The sequence below is a fragment of the Bradyrhizobium sp. Arg816 genome, assembly GCF_029989365.1.
Taxonomy (GTDB): domain Bacteria; phylum Pseudomonadota; class Alphaproteobacteria; order Rhizobiales; family Xanthobacteraceae; genus Bradyrhizobium.
In genome coordinates, this window is record NZ_JAPRAQ010000028.1 from 61,191 (window position 1) to 79,388 (window position 18,198).

General features: G+C 64.9%; 14 protein-coding genes. 6 read left to right on the plus strand and 8 right to left on the minus strand.

The genetic code is table 11. From position 1 onward, the window contains the following. Positions 1-34 precede the first annotated feature (34 nt). From pncB to OWC48_RS39450, 3 genes are all read left to right on the plus strand, one after another. Positions 35-1,339: a nicotinate phosphoribosyltransferase gene (gene pncB, locus OWC48_RS39440; RefSeq protein ID WP_041955082.1), complete on the plus strand. Its 1,305-nt coding sequence runs from the start codon at positions 35-37 to the stop codon at positions 1,337-1,339. A 245-nt stretch (positions 1,340-1,584) separates the two neighbouring features. Beyond that, a complete protein-coding gene (locus OWC48_RS39445; RefSeq protein ID WP_282524837.1) occupies positions 1,585-2,898 on the plus strand; it encodes a GGDEF domain-containing protein in 1,314 nt (437 codons plus the stop codon). Positions 2,899-3,232: 334 nt separating this feature from the next. After that, positions 3,233-4,171, plus strand: a complete 939-nt coding sequence (locus tag OWC48_RS39450; RefSeq protein ID WP_282524838.1) for an autotransporter outer membrane beta-barrel domain-containing protein — start codon at positions 3,233-3,235, stop codon at positions 4,169-4,171. Between the two features lie 13 nt (positions 4,172-4,184). On the opposite strand, the gene OWC48_RS39455 is transcribed toward OWC48_RS39450, so the two are convergent. Continuing rightward, entirely contained in the window at positions 4,185-4,817 is a 633-nt protein-coding gene (locus tag OWC48_RS39455; RefSeq protein ID WP_282524839.1) for a TetR/AcrR family transcriptional regulator, read from the minus strand. Positions 4,818-4,868: 51 nt separating this feature from the next. Between OWC48_RS39455 and OWC48_RS39460 the strand changes: the two genes are divergently transcribed. Both OWC48_RS39460 and OWC48_RS39465 read left to right on the plus strand, forming a co-directional pair. Further along, positions 4,869-5,135: a hypothetical protein gene (locus OWC48_RS39460; RefSeq protein ID WP_282524873.1), complete on the plus strand. Its 267-nt coding sequence runs from the start codon at positions 4,869-4,871 to the stop codon at positions 5,133-5,135. Positions 5,136-5,498: 363 nt separating this feature from the next. After that, positions 5,499-8,903 (plus strand): acyl-[ACP]--phospholipid O-acyltransferase, encoded by a 3,405-nt coding sequence (locus OWC48_RS39465; RefSeq protein ID WP_282524840.1) that lies wholly within the window; start codon positions 5,499-5,501, stop codon positions 8,901-8,903. 45 nt (positions 8,904-8,948) lie between these two features. Here the strand turns inward: OWC48_RS39465 and OWC48_RS39470 are convergent, their stop codons facing one another. From OWC48_RS39470 to tcuA, 4 genes are all read right to left on the minus strand, one after another. Further along, positions 8,949-9,500, minus strand: a complete 552-nt coding sequence (locus OWC48_RS39470; protein ID WP_282524841.1) for a disulfide bond formation protein B — start codon at positions 9,498-9,500, stop codon at positions 8,949-8,951. A 25-nt stretch (positions 9,501-9,525) separates the two neighbouring features. Then, on the minus strand, positions 9,526-9,684 hold the full coding sequence (locus OWC48_RS39475) for a DUF5993 family protein (RefSeq protein ID WP_282524842.1): 159 nt from the start codon (positions 9,682-9,684) through the stop codon (positions 9,526-9,528). A gap of 72 nt (positions 9,685-9,756) precedes the next feature. After that, on the minus strand, positions 9,757-10,863 hold the full coding sequence (tcuB, locus tag OWC48_RS39480; protein ID WP_282524843.1) for a tricarballylate utilization 4Fe-4S protein TcuB: 1,107 nt from the start codon (positions 10,861-10,863) through the stop codon (positions 9,757-9,759). Beyond that, the gene (tcuA, locus tag OWC48_RS39485) at positions 10,850-12,241 is read right to left on the minus strand and encodes an FAD-dependent tricarballylate dehydrogenase TcuA (RefSeq protein ID WP_282524844.1); all 1,392 of its coding nucleotides are present in this window, start codon (positions 12,239-12,241) and stop codon (positions 10,850-10,852) included. The genes tcuB and tcuA overlap by 14 nt, the downstream gene beginning before the upstream one ends. Before the next feature lie 149 nt (positions 12,242-12,390). Here tcuA and OWC48_RS39490 point away from each other — a divergent pair, with 149 nt between their 5' ends. After that, positions 12,391-13,074, plus strand: a complete 684-nt coding sequence (locus OWC48_RS39490) for a GntR family transcriptional regulator (RefSeq protein WP_014497563.1) — start codon at positions 12,391-12,393, stop codon at positions 13,072-13,074. 11 nt (positions 13,075-13,085) lie between these two features. Here the strand turns inward: OWC48_RS39490 and ybaK are convergent, their stop codons facing one another. The 3 genes from ybaK to OWC48_RS39505 form a co-directional block, all read right to left on the minus strand. Further along, a complete protein-coding gene (gene ybaK / locus OWC48_RS39495; RefSeq protein WP_282524845.1) occupies positions 13,086-13,559 on the minus strand; it encodes a Cys-tRNA(Pro) deacylase in 474 nt (157 codons plus the stop codon). A 161-nt stretch (positions 13,560-13,720) separates the two neighbouring features. Then, the gene (fdhF, locus tag OWC48_RS39500; RefSeq protein WP_282524846.1) at positions 13,721-16,489 is read right to left on the minus strand and encodes a formate dehydrogenase subunit alpha; all 2,769 of its coding nucleotides are present in this window, start codon (positions 16,487-16,489) and stop codon (positions 13,721-13,723) included. Continuing rightward, the gene (locus OWC48_RS39505) at positions 16,486-18,189 is read right to left on the minus strand and encodes an NADH-ubiquinone oxidoreductase-F iron-sulfur binding region domain-containing protein (RefSeq protein WP_282524847.1); all 1,704 of its coding nucleotides are present in this window, start codon (positions 18,187-18,189) and stop codon (positions 16,486-16,488) included. The genes fdhF and OWC48_RS39505 overlap by 4 nt, the downstream gene beginning before the upstream one ends. Between the last annotated feature and the right edge of the window lie 9 nt (positions 18,190-18,198).

Here is an 18,198-nt window from a genome sequence, read left to right on the forward strand (position 1 = left end):
GGTTGCGCGAGGGCCGCCACGCTAGAATTCGGCCATGACAGTGACCGATATTGCGAGCCGGACCTACAATCATAGCTGGCGGCTGGACCCCATCATCCGCAGCCTGCTGGATACCGACTTCTACAAGCTATTGATGTTACAGATGATTCGGGAGGATTATCCCGATCAGCAGGTGACCTTCTCGGTCATCAACCGCTCGCGCCATGTGCGGCTGGCCGAGATCATCGACGAGGGCGAGCTGCGCGCCCAGCTCGACCACGCCCGCACCATCCGCTTCGCCAAGAAAGAGCTGATCTGGCTTGCCGGTAACACCTTCTACGGCAAGACCCACATGTTCTCGGCGGACTTCATCCGCTGGCTGGCCGAATTCCGGCTGCCCGAATACGAGCTGCGCAAGGTCGAGGGCCAGTACGAGCTGCATTTCCATGGCCCCTGGACCCACACCACGATGTGGGAAATTCCGGCGCTCGCCATCCTCAACGAGTTGCGATCGCGCGCCGCGATGAAGGGCCGCGGCCGCTTCGAGCTCGACGTGCTCTATGCCCGCGCCAAGGCCAAGCTGTGGACCAAGGTCGAGCGGCTGCGCCAGCTCGAGAATTTGCGGCTCTCCGATTTCGGCACCCGCCGCCGCCACGGCTTCCTCTGGCAGCGCTGGTGCGTCGAGGCGGTGAAGGAAGGCCTGGGCCCGTCCTTCATCGGCACCTCCAACGTGCTGCTGGCGATGGACAATGATCTCGAAGCGATCGGCACCAATGCGCATGAGCTGCCGATGGTCGCGGCTGCGCTTGCCAAGGACGACGAGGAGTTGCGCTGGGCGCCCTATCGCATTCTCGACCAATGGCGCCAGACCTATGGCGGCAACCTCCTGATCGCGCTGCCCGACGCCTTCGGCACCAAATCCTTCCTGCGCGATGCGCCGGAATGGGTCGCCGACTGGACCGGCTTCCGCCCCGACAGCGCGCCGCCGATCCAGGCCGGCGAGGAGATCATCGCCTGGTGGGAAAAGAAGGGCCGCAACCCCAAGGACAAGCTGCTCGTCTTCTCCGATGCGATGGATGTCGGCTCGATCGAGGAGACCTACCACCACTTCTCCGGTCGCTCGCGGCTCTCTTTCGGCTGGGGCACCAACCTCACCAATGATTTCGTCGGCTGCCCGCCGGACGGCTCGTTCAATCTCGATCCCATCTCGCTGGTCTGCAAGGTGTCGTCGGTTGACGGCCACCCGGCCGTCAAGCTCTCGGATAATCCGGAGAAGGCGACCGGCATGCCATCCGAGATCGAACGTTATTTGCGCGTGTTCGGCGACGCCGGCCGGGTGCGCAAGCCGGTGCTGGTCTAGCGCCGGACCAAACTCTCTCGATCAGGTAAACCGCGCAGGACGAATGCGAGGCATTGATACGCCACGACCGCATCGGTTCCGGTTCGTCGGCATTTGCAACGATCTGCAGGCATCCGCTTCACGACGCTTTCACCCTGCAGTGCAGTCGCCTGCGTCTTGGGGTCGAGTTAAGCAACTTTCCCCTCTACTTGGCGTTGCAGGCGCGACGCTCCGGTGGGGTCGTTGATCGATTTGGGGAATGCAGGGTGTTTCGCAGAACAGCGACGTCGGCGAAGGAACGCAGTTTCCTTCACGTCATCAAGCTTGTCTCGCCATTCGTGATGGTCGTCGTGCTCCAGGCAACGATCGCGGGATTCAGCCTCGAGGTGATGTCATCGGTCCGCGCCTATGTCGCGGGCGAAGCGATGTGGTCGCGGTCACAGAAGAACGCCGTCTATTTCCTCAACCTCTATCTGCATTCAGGCGAAGCGAGCCAGTTCGCTCACTACCAGGCTTCCCTTGCCGTTCCCATCGGCGATGAGTTCGCGCGCTGGGCACTCGAGCGCGATCCGGTCGACGTCGAGGCTGCCCGCGTCGGGTTTCTGCAAGGCGGCAACCATCCCGATGACGTTCCGGGATTGATCTGGCTGTTCCGCTATTTCAGCCGCGTCAGCTTCCTCCAGGAAGCGATCCACGAGTGGGCGGCCACTGATCCCATGCTGCTGGAGCTCAGCGTCTTCGGCGAGGTCATCCGGTCCGAGCTGGCGCACGGACCCATCGAGGACCGCGACCGCCTGCGGCTGCTGTCGTCGCGGCTCTCGGAGCTCAACACGCAGTTCACGGTGCATGCAAAGCGGTTCTCGACTGTCCTCGGCGAAGGCTCCCGCGCCATCAAGGTGACGCTGACGTGCATCAACATCGTGGCGGCCGCGACGCTGATCCTGCTCCTGATCTGGCACACGCGGCGCTTGATGCTGCAACGACAGGCGTTCGAGGATGCGTTGCATGCCGAGAAGGAGCGCCTGGCATGGCAGGCGTCGCACGACTGGTTGACCGGCCTGTCCAACCGCCGCGCCTTCGAGGGGCGCCTGCAAAGCGTGCTGGACACCACCGCGGCGGGTTCGCTGGGCCTGATCCTGCTCGACCTCGACCAGTTCAAGAGCGTCAACGACACCTGCGGCCACCTCGCCGGCGACCGCCTGCTCTGCCAGGTCTCGCGCCTGCTGCAACAGGACCGGGGACCGCATGATCTGGTGGCCCGGCTCGGCGGCGACGAATTCGGCCTGATCCTGCCGCAATGCTCGCCCTCGACCACCGTCGATATCGCCGAACGCCTGCGCAGATCGCTCGAGCTGTTCACCTTCGCCTGGGATGATCGTTGCTTTGCGGTGACCGCCAGCATCGGCGTCACCTGTATCGCGGACGGCAACACCACGCTCGAGGACGCCATGCGGCGCGCGGATGCCGCCTGCTACCGCGCCAAGGAAAAGGGGCGCAACCGGGTACAGGTCGACAACGGCAGACCGGACGTCGTCGTCGTTGCAGCCCGTCCCCGCGAGGCGGTCGCAGCGCGAGGCTGATAGGGCATCCGTTTGCGGACATGTCCAACGGCGTCGCGACGGCGAAGCTGTGTGACGCCGCAGCCACATTACTCCCAGAAAAACTGCGTCTTTCGCTTTCCGCCACACCGCCTTGCGCGCTGATCCACGATGGCCGGAACCTCCCCCGCTAAACATGGCACCAGCCAACGTTGCGGCCCAAATTCCGCTCGGACCGTGCCCAAAAGAGGAGCTTGCAGGTGCTTTGGAATGGTTTGTTGCCCCCGCCCCGGATCCGTCGCACGAAGACGTGTCGGAGGCACGCGCTTCTTTTGAGTACCGCAATCGGCGCTCTTGCTGCCGATAGCGCGCTGTCGTGGTTCACCGTGCCGGCAGAGGCGCGCTGCCGGACGATATCGCCCTCGCCTACAACAAAGTCTTGGGCGCGCCAGCCGCGAAAGCGCCGGCCTTTGCGGAGCGCTGGACGGCTTGGGGCACTGCGTTCGGCGGTACCAACCGCACCAGTGGCGACCCGGTCGTGATCGGCAGTCACGACCTGAGCGCGCGCACCTTCGGCGTTGCGGCCGGTGCCGACTACCATTTCGACCGCGATGCGCTGGTCGGTTTCGCGCTGTCGGGCGGCGGCACCAAATGGGACCTCGCGCAGGCGATCGGCGGCGGCAAGAGCGATGCAATCCAGGCCGGCGTCTACACCGCCGTGCGCACAGGGCCGGTCTATTTCGCCGCCTCTCTCGCAGTGGCCAATCATTGGATGTCGACCGACCGGCTCGCACCGTTCGGCAACCAGCTCACCGCCAAATTCGACGCGCAAACCGTCGGAGGCCGCGTCGAGGGCGGCTATCGCTTCGCCACGCCGATTGGCGGCTTCACGCCATACGCGGCGGCGCAGGCGCGGGCTTTTCGCACACCGACCTATACCGAGGCCGATCTGGCCGGCAGCGGCTTTGGCCTGACCTATCAGGGACGCACGGCCTCCGACACACGGAGCGAGCTCGGCGCGCGCTTCGATCGCGCGACGCTGGTCACGCCGAATTCGGTCCTCACATTGCACGGCCGCGCGGCCTGGGCCCATGATTGGGTGAGCGACCCGACGCTCGTCGCCGCATTCCAGGCGCTGCCCGGCGCGAGCTTCATCGTCAATGGCGCAACGCCAGCCAAGAACACCGCGCTCGCATCCGCCGATGCCGAGCTGAAGTTTTCGAACGGCGTTGCCCTGTCGGCGAAGTTCGACGGTGAGTTCGCGGCGCGCAGCACCACTTATTCCGGCACCGCGAGCCTGCGATACGCGTGGTAGCCGCTTGGCCTCCTCAAGGCGACCGCGCGCCGACCGGCACGATCCCGAGGCCGGCGAGATGCGTATCGACGAATTGCTCGACCTGCTGGCGCAGCATCTGGGGCGGCACCGCCACCATGCGCTCCTCGAGGCCGAGCGAGATGATGCCGTGCACGGCGGAAAACAGCGTGCGCGACAGCAGCGCGATCCTCACGTCGTCCGCATCCGGTAGCAACCGCACCAGGGGTGGATGCATCAGCGCGAAAGCGTCCATCACCATCTGAAGGATGTCGTCGGGATAAGGACGGTCGTCCTCCATCCGATGCTCGAACAGCGAGCGCAACAGGTTTGCGTGCTCGGCGAAGAATTCGAGATAAGTCTCGGCAAGCCCGTAGAGCTGGCGAACGGGATCTTCCCCCGGGACCTCGCCGAGCCGCACCGTGAGGGCCTGAACCGTCTCCCGATTGACCGTCAGGATCACCCCGTCGAAGTCGCCGAACTCGTTATAGACGCTGCCCACCGAGCAATTGGCGGCCTCCGCAACGTCTCGAACCTTCAATGATCTCAGCCCCTTAGATGAAATTATGCCGCGGGCGATCTCCAGGATCTGGAGCCTCCGTCGATTTTTTTTCTGGTCGCGTGGCGATTCTTCTTGAACATTGTTCATTTTCAAGCTACTCATGTGAACATTGTTCAAATTAACCCGGAGACCGGCAAAATGCAAACCCTAGCTGTTGATATCGCCTCCACCTTCGTCGATGACGCCGCGGCTCTCGTGACCGGACTTGGCCGGGCCGTCCTCAAGTTCGTGATGGCGCCGGTCGATCGCATTGCAAATGCCTGCGACATTGCCGGCGTGCTCACCGAGCGCCGCGCGACCTTTCGGATGTGGCGGGCCAACCGAGCCCGTAGCCGTCATGCGGGCCGCCGGTTCAGCCTGCTCGGCCGCCTCTCGCCCTTTCGCCACCTCGCTCATCTCACCTGAGGCGGGCGCACCCGGGACGTTCCGGTCGGCTCGAATGCAAGACCCGGTTGCAAGGAAGGACTTACCATGTCCCGACATTTCGCAGCCGACGTGGCGGCCTTTGGCGATGCGGTTCAACTTTTCCTCATCGCGCCGCGCGGTATCCGGAAAAGCGCGGCCGGTCCGTCCGAACCACGGCTGCGACCAGATATTTGCGAACCTAACGAGACCATTTGGAGACCAACAGGATCGGAAGGGTCGAGGGGAACAGAGCAGGCCGGCAACCGTCGTCATCCAGCCATCGTTCGTTCCGTAAGCTTCCGGTCGTGACGCCTCACCGACAACGTAACAATTTCAGGCCGCCTTCCCAAAACAGGACTTGTCATGATCAGGGAATTGATGTCGTCACGCCGCTTCGCGCCGCTGTTCTGGGCGCAATTTTTCTCGGCGCTCAATGACAACGTGCTCAAGAACGCACTCGTCATCATCCTGCTTTACAGTGCCGCGACCGGTCACGGCGACGCGCTGGTGACGGTCGCAGGCGCCGTCTTCATCTTCCCCTATTTCATCCTGTCGGGGCTCGGCGGCCAGCTCGCCGACAAATACGTCAAATCGGTCATCGCGCGGCGATTGAAGTTTACCGAGATTTTTGCCGCGGCCTTTGCCGCCGCCGGCTTCTTCCTGCATTCGGTGCCGCTGCTGTTCACGGCGCTCGCGCTGTTCGGCGTCATCGCCGCCCTGTTCGGCCCCGTGAAATACGCCATGCTGCCGGATCAGCTCGAGCTCGGCGAGCTCGCGACCGGCAACGCGCTGGTCGAAGGTGCGACCTTCATGGCCATCCTGCTCGGCACCGTCGCCGGCGGCCAGTTCGTGGCCGGCTCCGCGCATATGGGCTGGGTTGCTTCGGCGGTGGTCGTGCTGGCCCTGTTGTCATGGGCGTTCGCTTCCCGCATTCCGCAAACAACGCCCTCCGCGCCTGATCTGCCCGTCGATGCCAATCCCTGGACTTCGACGGTCAGCTTGCTCAAGACGTTGCATGCCGACCACCGGCTGTGGGACGGCACCGTGATCGTCTCGTGGTTCTGGCTGGTCGGCGCCATCGTGCTGTCGCTGCTGCCGGCACTGGTCAAGGACGTCGTCGGTGGCACCGAGGGCGTGGTGACGCTGTGCCTTGCGACCTTCGCGATCGGCATTGCCATCGGCTCGCTGTTCGCGGCCAGCCTGAGCCATGTTCGCCCGAACCTCGCGCTGGTGCCGATCGGCGCCATCATCATGGGCTTTGCCGGCCTCGATCTCGCCTGGGCCATCGCCGTGACCGCCAAGGGTCAGGATATCGCGGCGGCCGATTTTGCGACCTCGTTCGCGGGCTTGCGCATGCTGGTCGACTTCGTCGCCTTCGCATTCGGCGGCGGCCTGTTCGTCGTTCCGTCGTTCGCCGCCGTCCAGGCGTGGTCTGCCCCGAACGAGCGCGCCCGCATCATCGCCGCCGGCAACGTGCTCCAGGCAGCCTTCATGGTGGCCGGCTCGCTGTTCGTCGCGCTGCTCCAGGCGGGCGGATTGCATGTCGGCTGGATCTTCTTCGGCCTCGGCGTCGCCAGCTTCGGCGCGGTGTGGTTCGTGCTGACCAAGTGGGGCAAGGAAGGCGTGCGCGACTTCGGCGGACTGCTGTTCCGCGCGCTGTTCCGCACCGAGATTCGCGGGCTCGAGAACCTGCCGCCTCCGGGCACGCGCATGCTGATCGCGCCCAACCATGTCAGCCTGATCGACGGCCCGCTGCTGCATGCCGTGCTGCCGATCGATGCGAGCTTCGCGGTCGATACCGGCATCTCCAAGGCCTGGTGGGCCAAGCCGTTCCTGCGGGTGGTCAAGCACTACACCATGGATCCGACCAAGCCGCTGGCCGCGCGCGACTTGATCAAGCTCGTCGCCGCCGGCGAACCGGTCGTGATCTTCCCGGAAGGACGCATCACCGTCTCCGGCTCGCTGATGAAGGTCTATGACGGCACCGCGATGATCGCGGACAAGGCCGATGCGGTGGTCGTGCCTGTCCGTATCGAGGGCGCCCAGCGCTCGCATCTCAGCTATCTCAACGGCAGCCAGATCAAGCGCTCGTGGTTTCCGCGGGTGACGGTCACGATCCTGCCGCCGGTCAAGCTTCCGGTCGATCCGGCGCTGAAGGGCAAGGCACGCCGCAATGCCGCGGGCGCTGCGCTCCAGGACGTGATGATCGACGCCATGGTCAAGAACGCCATGCTCGACCACACCCTGTTCGAAGCGCTCGGACATGCCTATCGCGACCGCGACACCGGCAAGGTGATCGTCGAGGACGCGCTCGGCACCAAGCTGACCTATCGCAAGCTGATCCTCGGCGCGCAGGTGTTGAGCCGCAAGCTCGAAACCGGCACGGTGGCCGGCGAGAATGTCGGCGTGTTGCTGCCGAATTCCGCCGGCGTCGCCGTCGTCTTCATGGCGCTGCAAAGCATCGGCCGGGTCCCGGCCATGCTCAACTTCTCGGCCGGACCGGTCAACGTCCTCGCCGCCATGAAGGCCGCGCAGGTCAAGACCGTGCTGACGTCGAAGGCCTTCATCGAGAAGGGCAAGCTCGACAAGCTGATGGCCGCGATCTCTGCGGAAGCCCGCGTCGTCTATCTCGAGGACGTCCGCGCTTCGATCGGCACCGCCGACAAGATCAAGGGCCTGCTCGCCGGCACCGCACCGCGTGTCGCCCGCCAGGCCAACGATCCGGCCGTCGTGCTGTTCACCTCGGGCTCGGAAGGCACGCCCAAGGGCGTGGTGCTGTCCCATCGCAACATCCTTGCGAATGCGGCGCAGGCGCTGGCGCGGGTCGATGCCAACGCCAATGACAAGGTGTTCAACGTGCTGCCGGTGTTCCACTCATTCGGGCTGACCGGCGGAATGATGATGCCGCTGCTCGCGGGCATTCCGATCTACATGTACCCTTCGCCGCTGCACTACCGGATCGTGCCGGAGCTGATCTACCAGACCGGCGCGACGATCCTGTTCGGCACCGACACCTTCCTCACCGGCTACGCACGCTCGGCGCATGCCTACGACTTCCGCACCCTGCGCCTGGTGATCGCCGGCGCGGAGGCGGTGAAGGATCGCACCCGTCAGGTGTTCATGGAGCGCTACGGCATCCGCATCCTCGAAGGCTACGGCGTCACCGAGACCGCGCCGGTGCTGGCGATGAACACGCCGATGGCCAACCGTCCCGGCACCGTCGGCCGCCTGTCACCGCTGATGGAAAGCCGCCTCGATCCGGTCCCCGGCATCGAGGAAGGCGGCCGCCTCTCGGTGCGCGGACCGAACGTGATGCTCGGTTACCTCAGGGCCGAAAACCCTGGCGTGCTCGAACCGCTCGCCGAGGGCTGGCACGACACCGGCGACATCGTGGCGATCGACGCAGCCGGCTTCATCACCATCAAGGGACGCGCCAAGCGCTTCGCCAAGATCGCGGGCGAAATGGTCTCGCTGTCGGCGGTCGAGAGCATCGCGACGGCGCTGTGGCCGCAGGCCGCCTCGGTCGCCGTGTCGATCCCCGACCAGCGCAAGGGCGAGCGCATCGTGCTGCTGACGACGGAGAAGACCGCCGAACGCAGCGCGATGCAGGGCCAGGCCAAGGCAATCGGCGCATCCGAGCTGACCGTGCCCGCGGCGATCATGGTGGTCGACAAGGTACCGTTGCTCGGCACCGGCAAGACCGACTATGTCACGGCAACGACGATGGCCCGCGAGCAGGCCTCCTCGCCGGAGCGCGAGGTTGCGTGAGCATCACGATCGTCGCACCGGCGGAGACCCGGTGCGACGGTCCCTTCACCTGAGCAGGAGATAGCGGACCGGGTTGTCGTCACACTGCCCCGCTCCGCACTCCAGCACGGTGGACAGCAGATTTGCGGCGACCAGCAACGCGAAGATCGCGCACACCACGTTCGATGCCGGCCCGCCCATCGGCGCATCCCCGTCTCGCTCGCCGGCCATATCCTTGAGAACGAAGACGAGCGCGACGTAGCAGATGACGCCGACGGCCGCGATCAGTGCCCAGGTGTAGAAGTGCAGCCCAAACAGCGCCGAGCCGTATCCGGGGTCGCCGGGCGCAAGATGCAGCGATACCTGCCGCATCGAGATGAAGCCGGTGACGAGGCTGGCCATGAGGATCATCGCGTAGTGAGACCCGCGTTCACCGAGGCGCATGTTGAACAGGAACCCCATGCCGACCGCGATGAACCCGGCCCTTTGCAAGAGGCAAAGCGGACAGGGCAGCTCGCCGAGCGCAAGCTGATAGGTGAACGCCACCGTCAGGATCAACGAGATCCCGAGCATCCCAAGCATGTTCAGGATCGTGCCGACCGGCCGTTGCTCGCTCATCTCTGCAGTGCCCATCTCGACACCGTCAGAACGAGAATTTGAGCGGATCGGTCGCGTGGTGGAAGAACCATGCGACGGTGACCACGACTGTAGCGCTCCAGAGCGCATAGCTCAGTCCCACGCGCGAACGCCAGACACTCGCGCAGCCCGCGAGCGCCAGCAGAAAAGGCAGAAACATGTACATGAGCGCGGGCTCCCAAAGCGATTCGCTCTCTGCGCGAACGGGCCCAAGAGATACGTCAGCCGCGCATGCCTCTCAAGAGCCGGCTTCGCTGCGCCGCTCCTGCGCATAGCGCACCAGCGCCACGAAGCGATAGATGCCGTGCACGAACTTGCCATAGGGCATGGTGATGAACAGCGCGAACACTGCACCGAGATGCAGGGCCAGCAGCGGCCCCATGGCGGCGGTCTCGCGCAAGACTAGCAGCGCTATGCCGGTGAAGCCGGTCAGAAACAGCATGGCGATGAAGCCGACGTCCATGCCATAGCGGTTCTCGTCGAGCAGCGCCGGATCGCGGCGCATCTTCGCGGCGAAGAGCCCGATCGGACCGACGATGAGACCGATGCCGCCGAGCGTGCCGAGCACGACCGGCAGATCCCACCACGGATACGGCGCCTCGCGGGACAGGAGATAGTGATACAGCGTGGCCACTGAGGTCGCGGCGAAGCACAGCAGAAAACCGTAGAACGTCAGGTGATGAAAAAGCTTGCGCCGGTCGGTCGGCTTGTCGTCCTCGTTGTAGCAGCCGACGCCGCCGCCGTGGAGATAGCGCAGCTCGCCGGCATCGCGGATCGCCTGGAAAATCGAGCCGCCGTCGGCGCGACCGCCAATGGGCGTGCCGATATCGCGCCAGAACGCGCGCACGCTCATGACCAGCGCCAGGATCGCGTAGAGGAAGGCGGCGCTGAACAATGCGGCCATCGCGTTGTGCGGCATCAGTCTGTAGAACGCGCCCGGCCCGGTATGAACGCCGAACAGCACGCTGCGGTCGTTCAAGGCCGCGAAACCAAGGATGAAGGCGGCCATGCTGAGCGCGGCGATGACGCTGATGACGAGCCCGTTGCGGGCGAAGGCACCGGACAGTGCCTGCGGCCAGGCATAGGCCGCGTAGGACTCGGCACGCGCGACCGCGAGCGTCTTCGGGACATTGACGTTGAACTCGTGTGGCGGCGAAAACTGGCAATCGACGTAGCAGGCGCCGCAGGAATGGCAGAGGTTTGCGAGATAGTTGAGATCTCCGTCGGAGAAGGCGCGCCGCATCTCCATGGCCGGAAATACCGCGCAAAGACCCTCGCAGTAGCGGCATGAATTGCACACCGTCATCAGACGGTCGGCTTCGTCTAAAATTCTAGTTCCGTGCATGTTTCGCCGCTTCCCGTCCCGCGATCCGCCCGAACACGCTGCCGATGGTCATGCCCATGCCGGCCGCGTAGCCCTTGCCGAGCACGTTGCCCGCCATGATCTCGCCGGCCGCGAACATGTTGGCGGACGGCTTGCCGTCAGCCATCAGCATCCGCGCCTCCTTGGTCACGCGCGTGCCGAGATAGGTGAAGGTAATGCCCGGCCGCACCGGATAGGCGAGATAGGGCGGCGTCTCGATTTTGCGCGCCCAATGCGTCTTCGGCGGTGTGATGCCTTCAGTCACACAATCGTCCAGGATAGTATGGTCGAACGTACCGGGACGCACCGCCGCATTGAACTCGGTGATGGTCTTTTCCAGCGCAGCCGGATCGAGCTCGAGCTTGCCGGCCAGCTCGGCGACGGTCTGCCCGGCGATCGGCGGGAACAGAGTCGGCATGAATCTGGTGACGACGGTCGAATCGAAGATGATGTGGGCGATCTGGTCGGGCTGCGCCGCGACCAGCCGGCCCCAGATCGCGTAGCGCTTCGGCCAGATGTCCTCGCCCTCGTCATAGAAGCGCTGCGAATGCTTGTTGACGACGATGCCGAACACGACAGAGTCGTGGCGCGTGATGATGCCGCCGTCGAACTTCGGCGCACGGGCGTCGATCGCGACCGCATGGCACTGGGTGGGATCGCCGACCTCCTGCACGCCCTTGTCGAGCAGCATCTTCAGGATCGAGCCGCGGTTATAGGGCGTGCCGCGGATCAGGAAATTGTCGGCGGCCTCGCCCCAATATTGCTTCAGCCATTCGATGTTGGCCTCGAACCCGCCGGCCGCGGCGACCAGCGACGTCGCGCGGATCTCGGTCTCGCCCTTGATCGGCCGCTTGAGGCGCGCAGCGAGGAACATGCCGTCCTCGATCACGATGTCGGTGACCTCGGCGTCGTATTCGACGTCGACACCGAGCCGCTCGGCGGTGAGATAGAGCGCGTTCAGCATCGCGCGGCCGCCGCCGAGAAAGAAGGAGTTGGTACGGCCAAGGCTCAGCGTGCCACCGAGCGAGGGCTGCCAGCGCACGCCCTGCTCAACGATCCAGTTCAGGATATCCTTGGACTCCCGGATCATGTGCCGCGCGAGGTCCTCGTCGGTCTGGCCGCCCGTCACCAGCAGCAGATCTTGCCAGAATTCCTCTTCGGTGTAGGGACCGGTCAGGATCTCAGTCGCCGCATCATGGGCGCAGCGCATGTTGCGGGTGTGGCGGGTGTTGCCGCCGCGATAGAACTTTGGCGCGCCCTCCAGCACGAGCACCGAGGCACCGCCGCGGCGCGCCGAGATCGCCGCGCACAGTGCCGCATTGCCGCCGCCGATCACCAGCACATCGTATTTGCTGCTCATCCTGTCTGCCCGATGCGACGAAGTTAGAGACATTCTGCCGCCCATGACCCCGATCAACCCAGGCAGCCGTTGCGTACTTTTGTATACAAAGATATACATCGGCGAAGCAAGTGGCATCTCTGCATGGGCAGGATGCGCCGTGAGGGAACATGGCCAAGCGCGCGGCAAAGACAGGCGGATCGATCGCGCGTGGCGGCGGCGTGGCGCTGGGCGAAGCCGTGTTCCGCTCGCTGTGCGAGGCGCTTCAGGCCGGCAGTTACCGTGCCGGCGACCGGCTGCGCGAAGAAGAGGTCGCGCAGCGGCTCAAGGTCAGCCGCACGCCGGTCCGTGAGGCGCTTGGCCGTCTCGCGGCCCGCGGCTTCGTCGAACCCGCCGGCGGCCGCGGGTTGATCGTGCGCGATCTCGACATTTCCGAGGTGCTCGAGCTCTACGCCATGCGCGAGATCATGGAAGGTGCTGCAGCGCGCCTGGCCGCCGAGCACGCCTCCACGCCCGAAGTCGATGCACTCCGAGATATCGAGCAGGCCTTTGTCGAGGCGTCGGCGTCAGACGCTGCCGAAATGGCGCGGCTCAACCGCGCCTTCCACGAAGCCATCTGCCGCGCCGCGCGCAACCGCTATCTCGACAACGCCTCGCGCGAATTGCAGGACTGGATCGCGCTGCTGGGCCCGACCACCTTCACGGTGACAGGCCGTCCCTCGACCAGTCACGGCGAGCACCAGGCCATCATCGAGGCCATCGCCGCGCGCGACGGCGACAAGGCCGAGCAGCTTGCGCGGGCGCATATCCGCGAGGCGTTGCGCTGCCGGCTCAAGCTGCTGCAGAAGCAGTAGCGCCAGGGCGCTCACGCGACCACATCCGCGACGACCGCTTTCAGGACATCCCGAACGTCGCCCGGCTTCAGCCGAACCTGCAAGCCGCGCTGGCCGCCGTTGAGATAGACCTGATCATGCGCGAGCGCGTTCTGCTCGATCACGGTGCGCACCGGTTTGCGCTGCCCGAACGGGCTGATGCCACCGACCTTGTAGCCGGTGACGCGCTCGGCCTCGGGTGGCTTCATCATCTGCGCCGACTTGCCGCTCGCGGCCGCGGCGAGCTTTTTCATGGAGACTTCCTGGTCGGACGGGACGACGACGCAGATCGGCTTGCCGTCCACCAACGCCATCAGCGTCTTCAGCACGAGCGCCGGATCTTCACCAAGGGCCGACGCCGCCTGGAGCCCGATGCTCTCGGCGTCAGGATCGTAGTCGTAGGTGTGGACGGTGAAGGCAACGCCGGCGGCTGCAAGCGCGCGCGTGGCTGGGGTGACTTTGGACATGTGCGATGTTTACCACCGTCATTGCGAGGAGCGAAGCGACGAAGCAATCCAGAATCTTACCGCGGAGGCAGTTCTGGATTGCTTCGCTGCGCTCGCAATGACGGTGTGGGCACACCTGCGTCCACACACTCGGCCGCCGTCCCGGCGAAGGGCGGCAAAGATTACTCCGCCGCGTCCCGCATCTCCGCCCTCTCGGCCCTGGCCGCGCAGAACTTGAACTCCGGGATCTTGCCGAAGGGATCAAGCGCCGGATTGGTCAGGAGGTTCGCCGCGGCTTCCGCGTAGCAGAACGGCATGAACACCATGTTCTCCGGCACATCGCGATCGGAGCGGACCTTGACCTCGACCGCACCGCGGCGGGTCTCCAGCCGGATGAAATCGCCGGGCGCGAGCTTCTTCCGGTGCATGTCCTTCGGCGACATGAACGCGACCGCCTCCGGCTCGATCTGGTCGAGCACCTGCGCGCGGCGGGTCATCGAGCCGGTGTGCCAATGCTCGAGCACGCGGCCGGTCGAGAGCACCATCGGATATTCGGCGTCGGGCAGCTCATCCGGCGGGATGACCTTGGCCGGCACGATCTTGCCGCGGCCGCTCGCGGTCGGGAAGCCCGTGGTGAAGATGATCTCGTTGCCGGGCTTGTTCGGATCATCGGCCGGATAGGTCACGGCACCTTCGCGCACCAGCCGCTCCCAGCTGATGTTCTTGAGCGAGGGCATCAACTCCGCCATCTCGGTGTAGACGTCGCCGGGGCCGGAATAATTCCAGGGCAGGCCCATCCGCTTGCCGATCTCCTGGATGATCCAGAGATCCTGCCGCGCATCGCCCGGCGGCTTGATCACTTGGCGCGCGAGCTGCACGCGGCGATCGGTGTTGGTGAAGGAGCCGTCCTTTTCGGCAAAGGCCGAGGCCGGCAGGATGACGTCGGCGTGGAACGCGGTCTCGGTGACGAAGAGATCCTGCACGACGAGATGATCGAGCATGGCGAGCGCCTGGCGCGCATGCTGGAGATCGGGATCGGACATCGCGGGATTCTCGCCCTCGATATACATGCCCGTGATCTCGCCGGCATGGATCGCATTCATGATTTCGACCACGGTCAGGCCGCGGACGGGATCGAGATCCTGCTGCCACAGTTTTTCGAAATTGCCGCGCAGATCGTCGCGGCTGACCGGCTGATAATCCGGCAGGAACATCGGGATCAGGCCGGCGTCGGAGGCGCCCTGCACGTTGTTCTGGCCGCGTAGCGGATGCAGACCTGTACCGGGACGGCCGACCTGGCCGGTGATCAGCGCGAGCGCGATCAGGCAGCGCGCATTGTCGGTGCCGTGGACATGCTGGCTGATGCCCATGCCCCAGAAGATGATCGACGATTTTGCCCGCGCATAGGTGCGCGCAACCTCGCGCAGAGTTTGCGCCGGGATGCCGCAGATCGGCTCCATCTTCTCCGGCGTGAACTCCTTGATCTTCTCCTTGAGGTCCTCAAATCCCTCGGTGTAACCGGCGATATACTGGTCGTCGGTCAGGCCTTCGGTGATGATCGTGTTGATCATCGCATTCAGCATGGCGACGTCGGAGCCCGGCTTGAACTGCAGATGCTTGGTCGCGTGACGCGACAGCGACTGCCGGCGCGGGTCCATCACGAACAGCTTGGCGTCATTCTGCTTGACCGCGTTCTTGATGAAGGTCGCGGCGACCGGATGGTTCACGGTCGGATTAGCGCCGATCACCCAGATCACCTCGGCATCCATCGCAGCCGAGAACGGCGCCGACACCGCGCCCGAGCTCAGGCCTTCGAACAGCGCCGCCACCGACGAGGCGTGGCAGAGCCGCGTGCAATGGTCGACATTGTTCGAGCCGAAACCGGTGCGCACCAGCTTCTGGAACAGATAGGCCTCTTCGTTCGAGCCCTTGGCCGAGCCGAAGCCGGCCAGCGCCTTCACGCCCTTCTCGTCGCGGATCTTGACGAGGCCCTTGGCTGCGATGTCGAGCGCTTCTTCCCAGCTCGCTTCGCGGAAATGCGTGAAGGGATTGGCCGGGTCGACCTGGTCGTTGGAATCCTTCTTCGCATTCGGCAGCCGCACCAGCGGCTTGGTCAGACGATGCGGATGGTGGATATAGTCGAAGCCGAAGCGGCCCTTGACGCAGAGACGGTTGTGATTGGCAGGACCGTCGCGACCCTCGGCGTAGATCACCTTCTCGTCCTTGACCTCGTAGGTCACCTGGCAGCCGACGCCGCAGAACGGGCAGAGCGAATCCACTTTCTTGTCGGCGTAGACGACACGGGTCTGCTTCTCGTCGAGCATGACGGCCGGCATCAGCGCGCCGGTCGGGCAGGCCTGCACGCACTCGCCGCAGGCGACGCAGGTGGACTCGCCCATGGGATCGTCGAAGTCGAACACGATCTTCGAGCCATGGCTGCGATACGCCATGCCGATGACGTCGTTGACCTGGACCTCGCGGCAGGCGCGCACGCAGAGGCCGCACTGGATGCAGGCATCGAGATTGACGCGCATCGCCGGATGGCTGGCGTCGGTCGCCCAGCGCTCGGCGGCGGGGAAGCGGCTCTCGGTGACGCCTGTGGTCTCGGCCCAGTGCCAGAGCTTCGAATCCGGATCGTGCGAGGTCTCGCGCGCCGGCTGATCGGCGACGAGCAGCTCCATCACCATTTTTTGCGCCGACACCGCACGCGCGGACTCGGTCTTCACCTTCATGCCGACGGACGGGGTGCGCTTGCAGGACGCGGCGAGCACGCGCTCGCCCTCGATCTCGACCATGCAGGCGCGGCAATTGCCGTCGGGGCGGTAATCGGGCGCCGGCGAATAGCACAGATGCGGAATCTCGCGGCCTTGGCGTTTGGCGACTTGCCAGATCGTTTCGCCGGGTTTGGCTTCGACCTGCTTGCCGTCGAGCTCGAACGTAATTTTGGTCATTCGGCCGCTTCCTTGAACTCGTCAGGGAAATATTTGATCACGGTGGACAACGGATTCGATGCCGCCTGTCCGAGCCCGCAGATCGAGGCATCGCGCATCGCCTGGCTCAATTCTTCCAGAAGTGCGCGGTTCCAGACCGGCTTCTGCATCAGCTGCGCCGCCTTCTGGGTTCCGACACGGCACGGCGTGCACTGGCCGCAGCTCTCGTCCTCGAAGAACTTCATCAGGTTCAGCGCGGCCGCGCGCACGCTGTCCTTTTGCGACAGGATCACGATCGCGGCCGAGCCGATGAAGCAGCCGTATTTCTCCAGCGTGCCGAAATCGAGCGGGATGCCGTCCATGGAAGCCGGCAAAATGCCGCCCGACGCGCCGCCCGGCAGGTACGCATAGAACTGGTGCCCGTCGGCCATGCCGCCGCAATATTCGTCGATCAATTCGCGCACGGTGATGCCGGCGGGTGCCAGCTTCATGCCGGGGTTCTTGACGCGGCCCGAGACCGAGAAGCTGCGCAGGCCGTGACGCTCATGGCGGCCATTGCCCTTCCACCAGTCCGCGCCCTTCTCGACGATGTCGCGCACCCACCACAGCGTCTCGATGTTGTTGATCAGCGTCGGCAGGCCGAACAGGCCGACCTGGAACGGATAAGGCGGCTTGTGCCTGGGCAGCCCGCGCTTGCCCTCGATGCTTTCGAGCAGCGAGGACTCTTCCCCGCAAATATAGGCGCCGGCGCCGCGGCGCATGTGCAGCGTCGGACCGCCCGGCGGAAGCTTTGCGATCTCGCGCTCGAGGATCTCGCGCGATGCCGGATATTCGTCGCGCAGATAGATGTAGACGTCGGAGGCCTGCACGACATGCGCGCCGAGCAGCATGCCTTCGATGAAGCGATGCGGATCGCTTTCGAGATAGACGCGGTCCTTGAACGTGCCAGGCTCGCCCTCGTCGCCATTGATCGCCATCAGCCGCGGGCCGGCTTCGCCCAGCACCGCGCGCCATTTCCGGCCCGTGGGGAAGCCGGCGCCGCCGAGACCGCGCAGCGAGGCGTCGTCGAGCGCCTTCAGCAGATCGTCTTTCGGCAACTCACCCGAGCGCACGCGATGGAGCAGCTTGTAGCCGCCGCCGGCGATATAGGCGTCGTAGTCAACGTACTCAGGCAGATGCGCGTGGGTATCGCCGGCCTTCGCCGCCGCCATCACATTGGCCACGGTCGCGTGATCGACGAAATTGTGACCGACCTCAGCCGCCGGCGCGGTATCGCAGCGGCCGACGCAGGGCGCGCGCACGACGCGGATGCCGGGACCCGATGTACTCTGCAAATCCGCGAGCAGCTTCTCGCCGCCCAGCATCGCGCAAGTGAGAGAATCGCAGACGCGGATCGTCAGCGGCGCGATATCAGGCTCGCCTTCCTTCACGACGTCGAAATGGGCGTAGAAGGTCGCGGTTTCGAATACTTCCGCGAAGGCGAGCTTCATCTCGTCGGCAAGCGCGGCGAGATGTGCGGCCGAGATCTGGTGATATTTGTCCTGGATCAGGTGCAGATATTCGATCAGCAGATCGCGCCGCCGCGGCCTGTCGCCGAGCAACTGCTCGATCTCGTGTGCGGCGGTGGGATCGACCTGCCGCCCCTTGGGCGTGGCCTTGGCTCGCTTCCGTCCCTCGCCCGGATGTTCGAACGAGCGGACCTCGTGCACGTCGTGACTCATCGATGCGTC

Excerpts from the sequence above, each read along its gene's own strand:
- OWC48_RS39475 (WP_282524842.1), bottom strand. The coding sequence starts at position 9,684 with ATGTACATGTTTCTGCCTTTTCTGCTGGCGCTCGCGGGCTGCGCGAGT.
- pncB (WP_041955082.1), top strand. The coding sequence starts at position 35 with ATGACAGTGACCGATATTGCGAGCCGGACCTACAATCATAGCTGGCGG.
- OWC48_RS39455 (WP_282524839.1), bottom strand. The coding sequence starts at position 4,817 with ATGAACAATGTTCAAGAAGAATCGCCACGCGACCAGAAAAAAAATCGA.
- OWC48_RS39460 (WP_282524873.1), top strand. The coding sequence starts at position 4,869 with ATGCAAACCCTAGCTGTTGATATCGCCTCCACCTTCGTCGATGACGCC.
- OWC48_RS39490 (WP_014497563.1), top strand. The coding sequence starts at position 12,391 with ATGGCCAAGCGCGCGGCAAAGACAGGCGGATCGATCGCGCGTGGCGGC.
- tcuA (WP_282524844.1), bottom strand. The coding sequence starts at position 12,241 with ATGAGCAGCAAATACGATGTGCTGGTGATCGGCGGCGGCAATGCGGCA.
- fdhF (WP_282524846.1), bottom strand. The coding sequence starts at position 16,489 with ATGACCAAAATTACGTTCGAGCTCGACGGCAAGCAGGTCGAAGCCAAA.
- OWC48_RS39465 (WP_282524840.1), top strand. The coding sequence starts at position 5,499 with ATGATCAGGGAATTGATGTCGTCACGCCGCTTCGCGCCGCTGTTCTGG.
- tcuB (WP_282524843.1), bottom strand. The coding sequence starts at position 10,863 with ATGCACGGAACTAGAATTTTAGACGAAGCCGACCGTCTGATGACGGTG.
- OWC48_RS39470 (WP_282524841.1), bottom strand. The coding sequence starts at position 9,500 with ATGAGCGAGCAACGGCCGGTCGGCACGATCCTGAACATGCTTGGGATG.
- ybaK (WP_282524845.1), bottom strand. The coding sequence starts at position 13,559 with ATGTCCAAAGTCACCCCAGCCACGCGCGCGCTTGCAGCCGCCGGCGTT.
- OWC48_RS39505 (WP_282524847.1), bottom strand. The coding sequence starts at position 18,189 with ATGAGTCACGACGTGCACGAGGTCCGCTCGTTCGAACATCCGGGCGAG.